14 protein-coding genes and 2 tRNA genes are annotated in these 15,256 nt (G+C 69.4%); 9 read left to right on the forward strand and 7 right to left on the reverse strand.

Translation table 11 applies throughout. The features are described 5' to 3' along the window. The first annotated feature begins 53 nt into the window (after positions 1-53). The 3 genes from IEX05_RS01080 (at position 54) to IEX05_RS01090 (ending at position 3,047) form a co-directional block, all read left to right on the forward strand. Positions 54-443: a hypothetical protein gene (locus IEX05_RS01080; protein ID WP_188699550.1), complete on the forward strand. Its 390-nt coding sequence runs from the start codon at positions 54-56 to the stop codon at positions 441-443. 160 nt (positions 444-603) lie between these two features. After that, positions 604-2,031 carry a hemolysin family protein gene (locus IEX05_RS01085; protein WP_188699552.1) on the forward strand — a complete coding sequence of 476 codons (1,428 nt, stop codon included), beginning with the start codon at positions 604-606 and terminating at the stop codon, positions 2,029-2,031. Next, positions 2,028-3,047, forward strand: coding sequence for a CNNM domain-containing protein (locus IEX05_RS01090; RefSeq protein ID WP_188699554.1), 1,020 nt, complete (start codon positions 2,028-2,030; stop codon positions 3,045-3,047). Before IEX05_RS01085 ends, IEX05_RS01090 begins: the two co-directional genes overlap by 4 nt. A gap of 106 nt (positions 3,048-3,153) precedes the next feature. Here IEX05_RS01090 and IEX05_RS01095 read toward each other — a convergent pair whose 3' ends face one another. The 3 genes from IEX05_RS01095 to IEX05_RS01105 form a co-directional block, all read right to left on the reverse strand. After that, positions 3,154-3,297 carry an SDR family oxidoreductase gene (locus IEX05_RS01095; protein WP_308423394.1) on the reverse strand — a complete coding sequence of 48 codons (144 nt, stop codon included), beginning with the start codon at positions 3,295-3,297 and terminating at the stop codon, positions 3,154-3,156. A 53-nt stretch (positions 3,298-3,350) separates the two neighbouring features. Then, a tRNA-Met gene (locus tag IEX05_RS01100) sits at positions 3,351-3,427 on the reverse strand. A gap of 91 nt (positions 3,428-3,518) precedes the next feature. Beyond that, positions 3,519-3,595 (reverse strand) — tRNA-Met (locus tag IEX05_RS01105). A 98-nt stretch (positions 3,596-3,693) separates the two neighbouring features. Between IEX05_RS01105 and IEX05_RS01110 the strand changes: the two genes are divergently transcribed. Then, positions 3,694-4,503: a carbon-nitrogen hydrolase family protein gene (locus tag IEX05_RS01110; RefSeq protein ID WP_188699556.1), complete on the forward strand. Its 810-nt coding sequence runs from the start codon at positions 3,694-3,696 to the stop codon at positions 4,501-4,503. On the opposite strand, the gene IEX05_RS01115 is transcribed toward IEX05_RS01110, so the two are convergent. Next, the gene (locus tag IEX05_RS01115) at positions 4,479-5,687 is read right to left on the reverse strand and encodes an aminotransferase class I/II-fold pyridoxal phosphate-dependent enzyme (RefSeq protein WP_188699557.1); all 1,209 of its coding nucleotides are present in this window, start codon (positions 5,685-5,687) and stop codon (positions 4,479-4,481) included. The genes IEX05_RS01110 and IEX05_RS01115 overlap by 25 nt on opposite strands. 106 nt (positions 5,688-5,793) lie before the next feature. Between IEX05_RS01115 and IEX05_RS01120 the strand changes: the two genes are divergently transcribed. From IEX05_RS01120 to IEX05_RS01130, 3 genes are read left to right on the forward strand one after another with little or no spacing between them, the layout of a single operon-like run. After that, entirely contained in the window at positions 5,794-7,251 is a 1,458-nt protein-coding gene (locus tag IEX05_RS01120) for a S1C family serine protease (RefSeq protein ID WP_188699558.1), read from the forward strand. A 36-nt stretch (positions 7,252-7,287) separates the two neighbouring features. Further along, the gene (locus tag IEX05_RS01125) at positions 7,288-8,532 is read left to right on the forward strand and encodes a CDP-glycerol glycerophosphotransferase family protein (protein ID WP_188699559.1); all 1,245 of its coding nucleotides are present in this window, start codon (positions 7,288-7,290) and stop codon (positions 8,530-8,532) included. Continuing rightward, positions 8,529-9,965 (forward strand): CDP-glycerol glycerophosphotransferase family protein, encoded by a 1,437-nt coding sequence (locus tag IEX05_RS01130; RefSeq protein ID WP_188699560.1) that lies wholly within the window; start codon positions 8,529-8,531, stop codon positions 9,963-9,965. Before IEX05_RS01125 ends, IEX05_RS01130 begins: the two co-directional genes overlap by 4 nt. A gap of 6 nt (positions 9,966-9,971) precedes the next feature. On the opposite strand, the gene IEX05_RS01135 is transcribed toward IEX05_RS01130, so the two are convergent. Continuing rightward, positions 9,972-11,063 (reverse strand): glycosyltransferase family 2 protein, encoded by a 1,092-nt coding sequence (locus IEX05_RS01135; protein ID WP_188699561.1) that lies wholly within the window; start codon positions 11,061-11,063, stop codon positions 9,972-9,974. A 151-nt stretch (positions 11,064-11,214) separates the two neighbouring features. Between IEX05_RS01135 and IEX05_RS01140 the strand changes: the two genes are divergently transcribed. Together IEX05_RS01140 and IEX05_RS01145 are read left to right on the forward strand one after the other, a co-directional pair. Continuing rightward, on the forward strand, positions 11,215-13,743 hold the full coding sequence (locus tag IEX05_RS01140) for a glycosyltransferase (RefSeq protein WP_229661051.1): 2,529 nt from the start codon (positions 11,215-11,217) through the stop codon (positions 13,741-13,743). Positions 13,744-13,849: 106 nt separating this feature from the next. After that, complete coding sequence (locus tag IEX05_RS01145) at positions 13,850-14,158, forward strand: helix-turn-helix domain-containing protein (RefSeq protein WP_188699563.1); 309 nt, start codon at positions 13,850-13,852, stop codon at positions 14,156-14,158. On the opposite strand, the gene IEX05_RS01150 is transcribed toward IEX05_RS01145, so the two are convergent. Both IEX05_RS01150 and IEX05_RS01155 read right to left on the reverse strand, forming a co-directional pair. Further along, positions 14,155-14,436, reverse strand: a complete 282-nt coding sequence (locus IEX05_RS01150; protein ID WP_188699564.1) for a hypothetical protein — start codon at positions 14,434-14,436, stop codon at positions 14,155-14,157. The genes IEX05_RS01145 and IEX05_RS01150 overlap by 4 nt on opposite strands. Before the next feature lie 70 nt (positions 14,437-14,506). Beyond that, complete coding sequence (locus IEX05_RS01155) at positions 14,507-15,202, reverse strand: phosphocholine cytidylyltransferase family protein (RefSeq protein WP_188699565.1); 696 nt, start codon at positions 15,200-15,202, stop codon at positions 14,507-14,509. Positions 15,203-15,256: the final 54 nt, after the last annotated feature.

Below are 15,256 nucleotides of genomic sequence, written 5' to 3' on the forward strand. Positions count from 1 at the left end.
GCGCGCCGCCGCGGCTCCCGTCCGTCCGCGCGCCCGTCGGTACGATGGGATCCGTGCAACCGATCGACGCCTTCGCCCTCGTCGGCGACGTGATGTCGTGGATCGGGCTCGGGATCGGGCTGCCGTTGATCCTGACGGCGATGTTGATCCGCCAGGTGCAGGGCGAATGGGTGCCGATCGAGATCGCGGTGATCGAGCGGAACGGATCACCCACTGCCCGCTGGTTCGCCGGCGGCGACTTCCACGAGCGTCCGCTGCGCCGCCACGAGTCCGCGATGACCGACGATGGCTGGGCCGACGGTTTCGTCCAGACGATCGACCCGTCCCGCGTGCGCGTCGGCGACCCGCCGGATCCACGCCGCGTGTTGCGCACGGTCGGGATCGCCTTCGCGTCGGTCGGGGCAATCGGACTGATCGTCTCGCTGCTGCCGATGTTCTTCTGAGGAGCGGCACGGGTTCTCAGGCCGCGGATAGCCATCGCCGTTATTCTCGTCATGCCCACCCGTGCCCTACAGAAAGAACACCCGTGAGCGTTCATCGCACCTCCACCGACCAGGAGGGTCGATCTTGCGACCCCCTCGCTGAGAGAGGGGGTGACATCACATGCTGACCGCAGCGCTGACGCTGCTCCTCGGCATTCTCCTGACGCTGGCGATCATCGTCGCGTGCGGCTTCTTCGTCGCGCAGGAGTTCGCGTACATGTCGGTCGACCGCGCACGGATGGCGGCGAAGGCCGAGAAGGGCGACGCCCAGGCGAAGCGGGTGCTCGCGATCACGAAGCGCACGTCCTTCATGCTGTCCGGCGCCCAGCTGGGCATCACCGTGACGGGACTGCTCATCGGTTACGTGGCCGAGCCGCTGATCGGTGAGTCGATCGGAACGCTGCTGGGCGGCGCCGGGATCAACCCGGCCGTGTCTATCGCGATCGGCACGGTCGGCGCCCTGCTGCTTGCCACGATCGTCACGATGATCTTCGGCGAGCTCTATCCGAAGAACCTCGCCATCGCGGACCCCGAGCCTCTCGCGCGTGCGCTTGCCGTGCCGACGCGCATTTACCTGATGCTCTTCGGATGGTTGATCACGGTCTTCGACATGGCGGCGAACGCGCTGCTGCGCATGGTGCGCATCGAGCCGCTCGAGGACGTCGACGAGAGCGCCACGGCGCGCGACCTCGAGGCGATCATCGAAGAGTCGCGCGCGAGCGGCGACCTGCCAGGCGACCTGTCGATGATCATCGACCGCATCCTCGACTTCCCTCAGCGCGACGTCGAGCACGCCATGGTGCCCCGCTCACAGATCGACTCGATCTCGCCCGAGACGACCGTCGGCGAGGTGCGCACCCTCATGGCGACCGGTCACACCCGCTACCCGGTCATCGATGACGAGGACGCGCCGATCGGCGTCGTCGAGCTCATCGACCTGCTCCGCGGCGACCACGCCGACGACACCGCGGTGTCCGCCGTGATGCGGGACGCCGTCGTGCTCCCGACCACGATGCCGCTGCCGGCGGCGCTCGAGCGCATGCGTCGGACGCGCAACGAGCTCGCCTGCGTCGTCGACGAGTACGGCAACTTCGATGGCATCCTCACCATCGAAGACCTCACCGAGGAGGTCATCGGCGAGATCTCGGACGAGCACGACCTCATCGTCGACGAGGTCGTGCACGTCGGCGAACATCATTGGACGTTGCCGGGAGACGTGCACCTCGACGAGGTCGAACGACTGATCGGGCACGACCTGACGCGCGACGACGACGAGACGATCGCGGGGCTCGTGATCCGGGAACACGGCGACCTGCCTCCCGTGGGCGCGGTGCTGCGCGTCGACATCCCCGAAAAGGCCGCGGAGACGATCCAGGGGATCCGCATCGAGCGCTGGCTCGACATCGAGGTGGAGGAGGTGGCGCGCCTCGTGCCGTCGCGCCTCGCGGTGCGCCTGCACGAGGTCGATCTCGACGACGCGTCCGTCGCCGGGGAGCGCGAGCGAGCCGCCACGCCGGTTTCCGCCGCGGATGAGGGGATGTCGTCATGAGCTGGTGGATGGTCACTATCGTCACGACGGCGCTGATCGTCGCGAGCGCGTTCTTCGTGATCGTCGAGTTCGCGCTCCTGGCAGCCCGTCGTCACCGCCTCGAGGAGGAAGCCGAACGCAGCGCATCGGCGCGGGCCGCCCTTCGCGGTGTGAACGAGCTGACGGTCATGCTCGCCTTCGCCCAGCTGGGCATCACGGCATGCACCTTCGCGCTCGGCGCCGTCACCAAACCCGCGATCGACTACGCGCTGGCCCCCGTGCTCGAGCAGTGGGGCCTGCCCTATGTGCTCGCCGACGTGATCGCCTTCGTCGTCGCGCTGATCGCGGTGACGTTCCTGCACCTCGTCATCGGCGAGATGGCTCCGAAGTCGTGGGCCATCGCCCATCCCGAGACCGCCGCGAAGGCCACGGGAATCGCCGCGCGGGCGCTCACGTGGCCGCTCCGGCCGTTCCTCCTCTGGATCAACCGGATCGCGAACCGGCTCGTGAAGGCATCGGGCGTCGAGCCCGTCGAGAAGGCCGCCGCCGGCGGTCAGGATGCGGACACGATCCGCGAGCTGGTCGCGCACTCCCGTGCCGCCGGCACCCTCGAGGAGCTGTATTCGGAGCCGATCGCGAAGGTGATCTCGCTCGGCAACCTGACCGTGGGCGACATCGTGCGCACCGATCGGGTGCCGACCGCGGTGGCCGCGACGGCGACCGTTGCCGAGGTGCAGGCCGTCGCCGCATCGTCGAGCCACCTGCGGATCCTCGTGGGGGCGGGGCCCGAATCCCGCGTCGCGCACGTTCGGGACACGCTCGACGTCGCGCTGGACACCCCGGCGGCCGACATCGCCCGCGAAGCACTCGCGCTCGGCCCGTCGGCGTCGGCGTACGACGCGCTGGCGCAGATGCGCCGAGAGCGCGTGCAACTGGCGACGGTCGTCGACGGCGAACGCCTCCTGGGAGTCGTCACCCTCGACGATCTGCTCCGAGAGGTGCTGCCCTCCGCGGAGGACAGCCCCGCGAGCGCCTAACGGGATCCCGCGAGATCTCACCGTTGTGCCGAGATCGCCCCGAACTGAGGGCGATCTCGCGAAATGGGTGAGATCTCGCGGGGAGGGCGCACGCGGCGCCCGCTCGTTACAGGCCGCCCGCCACGCGGAGAGTCGCGCCGGTCGTGTACGAGGCCTCGGGCGAGAGCAACCAGGCGACGGCCCCCGCGATCTCCGCGGGTTCGCCGGCCCTGCCGAGGGTGAGGCGGCGGATCCGATGAGGACCAGGGATCCGGCGCGCAAGAAGGCCCGGTGTCCTCTAATGAGGAGACCGGGCCTTCCGATTGGTTGCGGGAGCAGGATTTGAACCTACGACCTCTGGGTTATGAGCCCAGCGAGCTACCGAACTGCTCCATCCCGCGGCACGAGAATTTACTTTACACGTTATCCGCTCGACGCGCAAGTTCGCCGACGCAGAAGGCCCGGATCCGTGGGGATCCGGGCCTTGCGCTTTGGTTGCGGGAGCAGGATTTGAACCTACGACCTCTGGGTTATGAGCCCAGCGAGCTACCGAACTGCTCCATCCCGCGGCACATCTCTTACTTTACCTGCCGTTCATGGGGAGGCAAATCCGGGACGGATCCCGGGCGAGCCTGTGCGGCGGCTGGGCGCGTGCGATGATGGCCGCATGAGCGCACACGAACCCGTCGGAATCGCCGTCTTCCAGTTCGCCCCCGCAGCCGATACCGACGCGAACCTGACCCGCCTCGCGGAGGCCGCCGAGGCCGCGGCGGATCGCGGCGCGCGGGTGCTCGTCGCCCCCGAGTACGCGAGCTATTTCGTGGATCCGCTCGACGAGAGCCTCGTGCGGTACGCGCAGGATCTCGACGGCCCGTTCACGCGATCGCTCGCGACGATCGCGGCCCAGCACGACCTCACGATCGTGGCGGGTCTCGTGGAGCGCGGCACCGGCGACCGGGTGCGCAATACTGTCGTCGCGGTCGACTCGACCGGCGTCATCGCGAGCTATCGCAAGCAGCACCTGTACGACGCCTTCGGGCAGACGGAGAGCGAATGGATCGAGGCGGGTGAGCTCGCGGACCCGGAGACCTTCGTCGTCGACGGGCTGCGGTTCGGGCTCATGACCTGCTACGACCTGCGCTTTCCCGAGGCCGCGCGGATGCTCATCGACGCGGGTGCCGACGTGCTCGTCGTGCCGGCCGAATGGGTCCGCGGGCCGCTCAAGGAGCATCACTGGGAGACCCTCATCCTCGCGCGCGCGATCGAGAACACCGCGTACGTGGTCGCCGCCGATCACACGCCGCCCGTGGGCGTCGGGCGCTCGATGATCGCGGATCCGCTCGGCGTCGTGACGGCGTCGCTCGGGGCGGAGGCCGACGTGACTGTGGGCTGGGCCTCGCGCGATCGCATCGTGGCGGTGCGCGAGACGAACCCGGCCCTCAAGCTGCGCCGCTACCGGGTCGAGCCCGCGAGCTGAGCGAGGCGATCGGCGGCCTCTCGGAGGACGTCTATCCGCTTGCAGGCCGCGAAGCGGACGAGAGAGCGGAACTCTCCGTCGTGCTCCTCGGTGACGAATGCGCCGAGCGGCACTCCCGCGACGCCGCCGCGCGCGGGCAGCGCACGGCAGAAGGATGCGGCGTCGTCGAACCCGAGCGGGCGCGTGTCGACGACGGTGAAGTACGTCGCCGCCGGCCTCGAGACGGCGAAGCCGGCGGCCTCGAGCCCGCGTCCGAGCGTCTCGGCCTTGGCGCGCATGTCTTCGGCGAGGCCCGTGAAGAACGCATCCGGCAGGCGAAGCCCCGCCGCGATCGCCGGTTGGAAGGGCGAGCCGTTCGCGTAGGTGAGGTACTGCTTCACCGTGAGAATCGCCGTGACGAGCGCCGAGGGGGCGGTCAGCCAGCCGATCTTCCAGCCGGTCGTGCGAAACGTCTTGCCGGCGGAGGAGATCGAGACCGTGCGCCCGCGCGCGCCCGGCATCGCCGCGACGGGGGAGTGCTCCGCACCGAAGGCTAGGTGCTCGTACACCTCGTCCGTGACGATGATCGCGTCGTGGCGCTCGGCGAGGCGCACGACGAGCTCCCGCGTGTCCTGCGAGAACATCGCGCCGGTTGGATTGTGCGGATCGTTGATGAGGATGACGCGGGTGCGATCCGTCACGGCGGATGCCAGTTCGTCGGCATCCGGTTGGAACGCGGGCCAGCGCAGCCGCACCGGAACGAGGCGCGCGCCCGCCAGCGCGATCGCTGCGGCATACGAGTCGTAGAACGGTTCGAACACGACGACCTCGTCGCCGGGTTCGAGGAGCGCCAGCAGCGTGGCCGTCAGGGCTTCGGTCGCTCCGGCCGTGACGAGGATCTCGGTTCCGGGATCCCAGGCGAGGCCGTAGAACCTCTGCTGGTGCTCGGCGATCGCGCGGAGAAGGTCGGGCGTCCCGCGCCCCGGCGGGTACTGGTTCAGCCCCTCCGCGATGGCGCGGCGCGCGGCGTCGAGGACTTCCGCGGGGCCGTCCTCGTCGGGGAAACCCTGTCCGAGATTGATCGCATCGGTGCGCGCCGCGAGGGCCGTCATCTCTGCGAAGATTGTGGGTGCGACCTCACCGTTTCCGCCGAGGAGTCGGGCCCCTGCGGCCGCGCGTTGCCACGGTCCGGGTACAAGCGTCATGTCGTCAGGCTACCCGCGACGAACTCACACACACGGCCTATTTCGGGCATAGACGGCTCATAGGAAACGGGCGCATGCTGAAGTCATCAGCCCAGAAGGAGCAGCCATGAGCAATGAGAGCGGTTCAATGATCCCCCCGCGTCCTGAGCGCCCTGCCGCCGAGCAGGCCGCGCGCGGTGGCTACGTCGGTCCCTCCACACCGCAGCCGGGCGCGCCGCAGTACGCAGCACCCGGCGCGGCGACGCAGGCGGGTGCGTTCACCGGTCAGGGCGGCGCGGACGCCTCCCAGCCCGGCTTCCCCCCGCCGACGACGCCGACATACGCCTGGGCGCAGCCGGAGCCGAAGCCGAAGAAGGCGAAGTCCGGCATCGGCGCGAAGGTCGCCGGCCTCATGGTCGTCGCCGCTCTCATCGGCGGTGGCGCGGGCCTCGGCGGCGCGTGGATCGGGTTCAACAGCTTCGGCGACGGCACGGCGCAGGAGGTCAGCTCCTCCTCGGCAACGGGCACCCAGAGCGTGACGATCAACAACCCCGAGGACGTCAATGAGACGGCGGCGATCGCGGCGAAGGCCCTCCCGAGCGTCGTCACGATCGAGGCGGCGAGCGATTCGGCGGGCGGCAGCGGCTCGGGCGTCGTCCTCAGCGAAGACGGATACGTGCTCACCAACACGCACGTCGTGACGCTCGGCGGTGAGGCCGCCCACGCGCAGCTGCGCGTGACCATGTCGGATGGAACGCTCTACAACGCGACCATCGTCGGCACGGATCCCACCTATGACCTCGCCGTGATCAAGCTCGAAGACGCCAGCGGTCTGACCCCGATCACCTTCGCCGATTCGTCGAAGCTGAACGTGGGCGACACCTCCGTCGCGATCGGCGCCCCGATGGGGCTGAACAACACCGTCACGACGGGCGTCATCAGCAACGTCAACCGCGCGATCGAGATCGCGTCGTCGGCCGCGCCGGACGACGAGTCGACCGAGGGCGACGGTGACCAGCAGTCGCCGTGGTTCTTCGATCTGCCGGGCCAGGAGCAGGGCGAGGGCACGACGCCCACCAACGAGTCGATCAAGATCGCGGTGCTGCAGACCGACGCGGCGATCAACCCGGGCAACTCCGGCGGCGCGCTCGTGAACGGATCGGGCGAGCTGATCGGCATCAACGTCGCGATCGCCACGGCCAACTCGTCGAGCGGTGAGGGCGGATCCATCGGGCTGGGCTTCGCGATCCCCGCCAACATCGCCAACCGCGTCGCGAACGAGATCATCGAGAACGGCAGCGCCTCGCACGGCCTCCTCGGCGCGAGCGTCGCTCCCGCCGCGAGCGTCGAGGGCACCACGACGACCGGCGCGTACATCGCGGAGGACCCGGTGGCCGGCGGCGGCGCCGAGAAGGGCGGCCTGCAGAAGGGCGACGTCATTACCAAGGTCGACGGCGTGCGCGTCAACGACGCGATCGACCTCACGGCGCAGATCCGCGCGAACGCGGCCGGGGCCACCGTCACCATCACCTACGTGCGCGACGGAAGCGAGCACGAGGCGGAGGTCACGCTCGGCGAGATGTGAGCCGATCGGAGAGGCGCCACCCGTTAGGCTCGACGGGTGGCGTCTTTCTCTTTCGGCTCGGGCAACGCTGCCAAGCTCGCCCGGCTCCCGCTGTATGGGCTCGGCCGCCTCGTGACCCTCGTGGTGCCGCGCTCCGAGCGGTGGGTCTTCGGGTGCGGCGCGGGCATCGCCGATGGCCCTCTCGCCGTCTGGGACGACGCCGCCGCCCGCGGAATACAGGCCGTCTGGCTCACCTCGTCGGACGCCGAGGCCCGGGAGGCCGAGCGCCGCGGGATCCCCGCGGTGCCGAAGCTCAGCTGGCGCGGCTTTTGGGCGACGGCCCGGGCACGCGTCGCGGTCGTCGCGTTCGGCTTCGGCGACGTCAACCCTTACGCCGTCACCGGAGCGTTTGTCGCCCAGCTGTGGCACGGCATCCCTCTGAAGCGGATCGGTCTCGACGCGCCCGAGGTCTCGCGCAGTGCCTTCCTCCCGAACTCCCGCTCCGTGCGCGCCCTGTTGCGGTGGATGTATCGCCGGTCGGCGCAGCGCATCGGCGTCATCCCGGCCGCGAGTCATCTGGTTCGCGGCCGCCTGGAATCGGCCTTCGGGATCTCGCACGAAAAGGTCGCGGTGACGGGCGAGCCCCGCGCCGACGTACTCTCGCACGGCGACGCACCCTCGCGCCGCGCGAGGGCACGCGCGCTCGTCGGCTCACTCGTGCCTGAGGCGCGGGGCGATCGCCGCCTCGTGCTCTACGCCCCGACGTGGCGCAACGGCGACCCGGATCCGGGCGTCCCGCGCCCCGAGGAATGGAACCGCATCCTCGCGCTCCTCGAGCGCCACGATGCGACGCTCGTGATTCGCTCGCATCGCCTCGGCGAGGGCGAGTACGCGCCGCCGGAGCGGACGGATCGCGTCGCCCTGATGGGCGCGGGTGTGCTCGCCGACATCAATCTCGCGCTGCCCGCGTTCGACGCGATCGTGACCGACTACTCCTCGCTCGTCTACGACTCGGCGCTCGTGCCGCTCCCGGCGTTCTTCCTCGCCCCGGACATCGATGACTATGCGCGTCGCCGCGGCTTCTACGGCGAGTACGCCGACATCACGGGCGGCGACGCGGCGCGCTCGTGGGCGGAGCTGCTTCCGGAGATCGACGAGGCGCTGGGCGACGCCGGCGCTCTGGAACGGCGCACCGAGCGCGCCAGGGAGCTGAGTCGGCGCGTGCACGACTTCCGCGACGGACACAACACGGATCGCGTGCTCGACGAGGTTCTCGCGCGCATCGGAAAGGCGCATCGATGACGGCGACGATCGCACTCGACACCACGGGGCCCGTTCCCGCACTCATCGTCTCCGGCACGGGAACACCGCCGGAGCGCGCGAGCCTCACCGGCCCGCGGGCGCGCGTCGACGCCGAGCCCGTGGCGGCCGAATCGGGCTGGAGCGCCCGCCTGCCGCTGCACCGTTCGAGGTGGGGCGGCGCGGAACTCCCGCTCCCGAGCGGGAACTACCGCCTCGAGGCGGCGCGGCACGAGCTCCGCGGGCACGTGCCGATGACGATCGAGGGCACTCTCCGGGTCGCCGTCGCGGACGAGGCCGTCGAGATCGGGCCGCCCCTGGATCCGTCGGTCGAGGACCCCGAGGGGCGCGCCGCGCTCGAACGCCGATACGCGCTCCACGCCGTGCCGCTCGAGAACGCGGTGTTCTTCGAGAGCTTCTACGGTCGCGTCGCGGGCGACAACCCGCTCGCGATCGACCGCGAGATCGCCCGCGTCGCCCCAGGCGTGACGCGCTATTGGAGCGTCATCGACCTGTCGGTCGAGGTGCCGGACGGCGCGATTGCGGTCGTCGAGGGATCCTCGGAATGGTGGCGCGCGCGCAGCGCGAGCCGCCTGCTCGTCGTCAACGACTGGCTGCGCCGCCGCTATGTCCGCCGCCGCGGACAGCGGGTTCTGCAGACCTGGCACGGCACACCGCTCAAACGCCTCGCCCTGACGCGACCCGGATTCCGCCCGCGCGCGTGGGGTGCCGTGCTCAAGGAATCGCGTCGCTGGGACGTCCTGCTCGCGCAGAACACCTACGCGGCTCGACTGCTGGCACGCGCCTACGCGTTCCGCGGCCGCGAGATGTGGGTCGAGGGTTACCCGCGCAACGACGCCCTCGCCACGGGCGACGGCGGATCCACGCGCCGGCAGCTCGGGATCGCCGACGGAGAGCGGGTCCTCCTCTACGCGCCCACCTGGCGCGACGACCGCTCGGAGATGGTCGACTTCCTCGACCCGGCGGAGCTGGCGGAACGCACCGGATCCGTCGTCCTCGTGCGCGGGCACAGCCGCACCCTGCTTCCCGGACAGAGCGTGACCGGCTCGCGCGTGATCGACGTCACCGGCTACGCCGACGCCGCCCGCCTGATGTGCGCCGCGGACGCGATGATCACCGACTACTCGTCCGTCATGTTCGACTTCACCATCACCGGCCGACCGATCTACTTCTTCGTGCCCGATCTGGAGCACTATCGGAGCGACCTGCGCGGCTTCTACTTCGACCTCGCCGAGCGCGCGCCCGGACCGGTCGTGCGCACGGCCGACGAGCTCGTCGAGGCGCTGGGGGAGGATCCGTCTCGCTACGCCGACCGCTACGCCGCGTGGCGGAAGGTGTTCAACGCGCGCGACGACGGCCGCGCGTCGGAGCGCGTCGTGGCCCGCATCTTCGACCGCGGGTTCCTGTCCCGCTGAGCGGGGCTAGCGGCTCACGCGCGATGTGTCGATCGTGTCGCGTGCGCCCCGGACGACGCCGACGATGAACCCCGCGCCCCAGGCGACGTGCATCGTCGGAACGACCGCGAGCGACCAGAGCTTCTGCCGCATTGACGCGGCCGACTGCACGGCCGAGAACCCGGCGATCACGAGCGCGTAGAGGGCGACGGGAACGAAGACGAGGCTCAGCACCGCCGCGAGCGCCCCGCGCACGACGCCGCCGACGCGGAGGCTCGCGACGAGCGCCGCCGCCCCGAGCAGCACGACGAGGGCCGGCGGGGCGAAGTATCGCGTCGAGTTGCGGAAGCCGTAACGGCGCACCAGTTCGCCCCGCCACCGCCCGGTCGCGAGGAACTGACGGTACAGCTGGATCCAGCTTTCGCGGGGCCAGTAGGCGACCGAGAGCTTCGGGTCGAACATCACCCGGTAGCCCGCCTGCCGCAGACGCAGGTTCATCTCCCAGTCGGATCCGCGGCGCAGCGTCTCATCGAACAGGCCGACCTCCTCGATCGCGGCGCGGCGCATCACGCCGAGGTACGCGGATTCGGCCTCCGACTCCTCGCCGGACCCGTGATAGGCGCCGCCGCCCAGCCCGATCTTCGAGTTATAGGCGGCGGCGACGGCGCGCTGGAAGGGGGTGCGCCCCTCGGCGTGCATCGTTCCGCCGACATTGGCGGCCCGCGTGCGGTCCAGCGTCTCGATCGCCCGCATGGTGTATCCCGGGCTGAGCTCCGAATGCGCGTCGACGCGCACGATGGTGGGGTATTGCGAGGCGCGGATGGCGAGGTTCAATCCCACGGGGTTGTCCGCGGCCGGGTTGTCGACGACGGTGATCCGGTCGTCCTGCGCGGCGAGCCGGTGCGCGAGCTCGGTCGTGCCGTCATCCGAGGGAGCGAGCGCGATGACCAGTTCGATCGGCCCGTCGACCTCCTGCGCCAGAGTCGACGCGACGGCGTCCTGGAGATAGTCGACCTCGTTGAGCACCGGCATGATGAACGACACTCCGGATCCCGCAGGCACCGCGGGGGCGTCGCGGCGGTCCGCCTGCGGACGCGTCGAACTCGGATCGTTACGCATTCGTCGATCATCCCATGGGAATTCGGAGGCGGGCTGGATACCGGCGCGGAGCAGCATAGCGGGTAACGATTGCGGCACGGTAGCGCGCGCGGTCAGGCATTTTTGCGCGTTCCCCAGGCTTGCCAGGCGTGTCGGCTGACACAATATGGCGGTGAGTTTCTCGTCTCGTCTTCGTGGGTTCCGTCAGCAGATCACGCGGCTGAAGCGCGCCGGAGCCGCCGAGCGGCGAGCGTACTTCCGAAGCCGCCCCGTGCGGGCGGAGCTCGTCTGTTACGAGTCGTTCGGCGGCAATGGCATGCTGTGCAACCCGGAGGCGATCTTCCGGGGACTCCTCGCCGACGCCGAGTTCCAGCACTTCGAGCACGTGTGGATCATCGACGACGACGAGGCCGCCGCGCGCTTCCGAGACGAGTTCGCGGGACATCCGCGTGTGTCCATGGTGCGCCGCGGGACCTCGGATTACTACCGCGCGGTGGCGACCGCGGGATACCTCGTCAACAACGCGACATTCCCTCCGCACTTCAGCAAGCGACCGGGGCAGGTGTACCTCAACACCTGGCACGGCACGCCCCTGAAGCAGATGGGCTTCGACATGCCCGACGGCGCACGCCAGTCGGCGAACACCCTGCGGAACTTCCTGCACGCCGACTATCTGCTCGCCGCGAACCCCTTCATGGCCGAGACGATGTACGAGGACGCGTATCGGCTGCGCAACGTCTTCGCGGGCGAGATCATCGAAGAGGGCTACCCCCGGATCGATCGCCAGTGGGTCGATGAGGAGTCGAGGCAGCGGGCGGAAGAACAGCTGCGCGCCGCGGGCATCGACACGGCCGGTCGTCGTGTCGTGCTCTTCGCGCCGACATGGCGCGGAACGGACTTCGCGCACGCCGGCGCCGACCTCGACGAGCTCGCCCGGCGGACGGAGCAGCTCGGCCGCGAGCTCGGCGGAGAAATCGTCGTCCTGCTGAAGACGCATCAGTCGGTGCACGCGATCGCCCGTACGCGGGAGGGCGGGATGCCGAACCTCGTGCCGAACACGATCCCGACCAACGTCCTGCTCGGCCTCGCCGACGGGCTCATCACCGACTACTCGTCGATCTTCTTCGACTACCTCGCCACCGGGCGCCCGGTGGCGTTCTACACGCCCGACGCCGACGACTACGAGCAGTCGCGGGGAACCTACCTGCCGCTGTCCGACCTTCCGGGGCCCGTCTCCGGCGACGCCGCCGAGACGGCCCGCGCCCTCCGTGCGCTCATGGACGGGTCCGAGAGGCACCCCCAGTACGGCGCGTGGCAGGAACGATTCGTCCCCTTCGATGACGGCGATGCGACGTCGCGCGTCATCGCGATCGTGTTCCGGGGCGAGCGCGAGGGATTCCGCGTGCGCCGCGCCGCGACCGATGGCCGCACCCCGATCATGGTCTATCTCGGCGGGATGAAGTCCAACGGCATCACGATGAGCGCGCTGAATCTGCTGCACAACATCGACCACGAGAAGTACGACGTCACCGTGCTCCTCGCGCAGTCGAGGAAAAAGCAGCAGCGAGCCAACCAGCGACGGATCGACCCGCGGGTGCGGCAGGTGTTCCGCATGGGGGAGATGAACGCTTCGAAGGCGGTACAGGTTCGGCGCTATCTCGACAATCGCCGGCTCAAGTCACGCCGACCCTCCTCGCGTGGGTGGCACACGCGGCTCTGGGCCGACGAATGGATTCGTCTGTTCGGCGGCGCCAAGTTCCAGTGGGTGGCCGACTACTCGGGATACAGCGCGTTCTGGTCGAACCTGCTGCTGCACGCCCCCGCGCGGCGCCGCGCCATCTGGCTCCACAACGAGATGATGAGCGATCGCGACCGCACCGTCGGCGGGCGCAAGCCCCTGCACCGCAATCTCAGCCTCGTCTTCGAGCTCTACCCCTACTTCGACGCCCTGGTTTCGGTGTCGCCCACGCTCACGGCGCACAATCGGCAGGGTTTGGAGGCGTTCGCCCGCCCGGAGACCTTCAAGACGGTGCGGAATCTCCCGAATGCCGACGAGGTTGCGGCCGGGCGCGCGGTTCCCCTCCGCGATGCCGCGCTGGGATCCGCGGCGGAGGAAAAGGCGGGCCCCGCGTGGCTCGAGGAGCTCTGCGGGCGCACACCGGACCAGAAGTGGTTCGTCAACGTCGGCAGGCTCTCGCCCGAGAAGAACCAGGAACGGCTGCTGCGCGCCTTCGCCGACGTGTCTCGCGAACGACCCGAGGCGCGGCTCCTGATCGTCGGCCAGGGGCCGCTGCGCGAGCACCTGAGCGAGCTCATCGTGGAGCTGGGCCTCGAAGGGGCCGCGTTCCTCACGGGCATGCAGCGCAACCCCTGGGCGATCATGGACGCGGCCGATTGCTTCGTCATGTCGAGCCGCTACGAGGGACAGCCCATGGTGATCCTCGAAGCGGCGCTCTGCGGGATGCCGATCGTCTCGACGCGGTTCGCGTCGGTGGAGGACGCGCTGCCCGAGCGCACGATTCACATCGTCGAACAGGACGACGCCGCCCTCGCCGCGGGCCTGCGCGCCTCCCTGGACGGCGAGGTGCCGCCCTCGCGGCTCGACATCCCGCGCTACACGGCGGACGTGCTCGCGGAGCTCGACGACGTGATCGCGACGTCGAACCCGACCGCCGCAGTCCGGATCCCGAAGCGCCGCTGAGGGCCGCGCACGCCCCGCAGCGGGTCCGGAGGTATATATGCCTGTGTTCATAAACCCGGGAGTACGTGCTTGGGCGTGTGCACCGGATTCCGGTGAATATCGGGAGATGGTCCAGACACAGTCCGAGATCGCGCGCGAGGTGGGGCGGCGCATCCAGAAGATTCGCGCGTCGACGGGCGTGAGTGCGCGCGTACTCGCGGAATGCGCGGACATGGACCTGACGAACTTCCAGCGCATCGAGCGGGGAATCGGCAATCCGACGATCGCGACCCTCGTCCAGATCGCGACGGCGCTCGAGATCGACGTTGCGGAGCTTGTGACCGGACTCGATCCCAATGACCTGCCGCACGGGCGTGAACCGTACGGATACTCGCAGGCGAAAACGCGTCGTCGCGCGTACCGCGCCGTCTACTAGGCGACGAACTGCCAAAGCAACTCGCGGCCCTCGGCGCCGGAGGGGCGCCAGCTGATCGTCACGCACATGTCGTGCGTTTCGAGGCCGCAGAGACAGACCTCGTTCTGATCGCCCGGCAGCACGAGACCCCACCGCTCGGTGTGCACGTCGTCGCCGACCCGGATGATGGCCCGGGCGAGCGCGAGGGGATGGTCGGAGACGTTGGTGATGACCGGGTGCGGGAAGGACCTGCGCACCCGCCACGGCGAGGGGATGAGGGGGAGTGCGTCGATGTTCATGCCTCGACGATAGGAAAAACCCCCGACATTCGAATCGATGTTCGAATATCGGGGGTTCTCAGGGTCGTGCTTAGGCAAGCACCTCGTTGGCGCGCTCGAGGTCTTCGGCGAAATCGACCTCGACGGCGTACAGGTCGCTGATGTCCATCGCGGCGACGCGCATTCCGTTCTCGGCGATGGCGAGCTCGATACCGCGCTCGAAGTAGTCCTGCTCGTCGACGCGCTGCAGCTGCGCGATCAGCGCGCGCTTGTCGCGGCTCGACACGTAGTTGATGCCCACCGCCTCACCGATGCCGCCCACGACGGTCTTCGACAGTTCGGCGACGAAGCCGTTCGCGTCCAGGGTGTACTTGACCTCTTCATCGCTGACCTTGGCGGTGTTCACCGTCACGAACGACTGGTCCTGCTCGATGAGCGCGACCGCGCGGCCGAGGATTCGCGGGTCGAAGACGACGTCGCCGTTCATCCAGAGCACACCGCCGCGGCCCGTCGCGAGGAGCGCGCGCAGGAGGCTCTTCGAGGTGTTGGTCTCGTCGTAGGCCTCGTTGTGCACGTAGTTCGCGTTCGGGAAAGCATCGATGATCGTCTCGGCGCGATAGCCCACGACCGTCGTGATCTTCGCGTCGGAACCGAAGGCGGCACGGATGTTCTCGTGCTGCTGCTGCATGATGGTGCGGCCGTCGGCGAGAGTCGTGAGCGACTTCGGGAGCTCGCGGCCGAGGCGAGTGCCCATCCCGGCGGCGAGAATGACGGTCTGGAGGGTCATGCGGATACTCCTCGTTCTAGGGAGGATCAGGCCCGGAGGACGCGTGCCATGGGC

Origin of the sequence: Microbacterium nanhaiense, assembly GCF_014646015.1 — a bacterium.
GTDB lineage: Bacteria > Actinomycetota > Actinomycetes > Actinomycetales > Microbacteriaceae > Microbacterium > Microbacterium nanhaiense.

Bases quoted from the DNA above. Each gene is read 5' to 3' on its own strand.
- IEX05_RS01085 (WP_188699552.1), top strand. From the start codon at position 604: ATGCTGACCGCAGCGCTGACGCTGCTCCTCGGCATTCTCCTGACGCTG.
- IEX05_RS01090 (WP_188699554.1), top strand. From the start codon at position 2,028: ATGAGCTGGTGGATGGTCACTATCGTCACGACGGCGCTGATCGTCGCG.
- IEX05_RS01110 (WP_188699556.1), top strand. From the start codon at position 3,694: ATGAGCGCACACGAACCCGTCGGAATCGCCGTCTTCCAGTTCGCCCCC.
- IEX05_RS01115 (WP_188699557.1), bottom strand. From the start codon at position 5,687: ATGACGCTTGTACCCGGACCGTGGCAACGCGCGGCCGCAGGGGCCCGA.
- IEX05_RS01120 (WP_188699558.1), top strand. From the start codon at position 5,794: ATGAGCAATGAGAGCGGTTCAATGATCCCCCCGCGTCCTGAGCGCCCT.
- IEX05_RS01130 (WP_188699560.1), top strand. From the start codon at position 8,529: ATGACGGCGACGATCGCACTCGACACCACGGGGCCCGTTCCCGCACTC.
- IEX05_RS01135 (WP_188699561.1), bottom strand. From the start codon at position 11,063: ATGCGTAACGATCCGAGTTCGACGCGTCCGCAGGCGGACCGCCGCGAC.
- IEX05_RS01145 (WP_188699563.1), top strand. From the start codon at position 13,850: ATGGTCCAGACACAGTCCGAGATCGCGCGCGAGGTGGGGCGGCGCATC.
- IEX05_RS01150 (WP_188699564.1), bottom strand. From the start codon at position 14,436: ATGAACATCGACGCACTCCCCCTCATCCCCTCGCCGTGGCGGGTGCGC.
- IEX05_RS01155 (WP_188699565.1), bottom strand. From the start codon at position 15,202: ATGACCCTCCAGACCGTCATTCTCGCCGCCGGGATGGGCACTCGCCTC.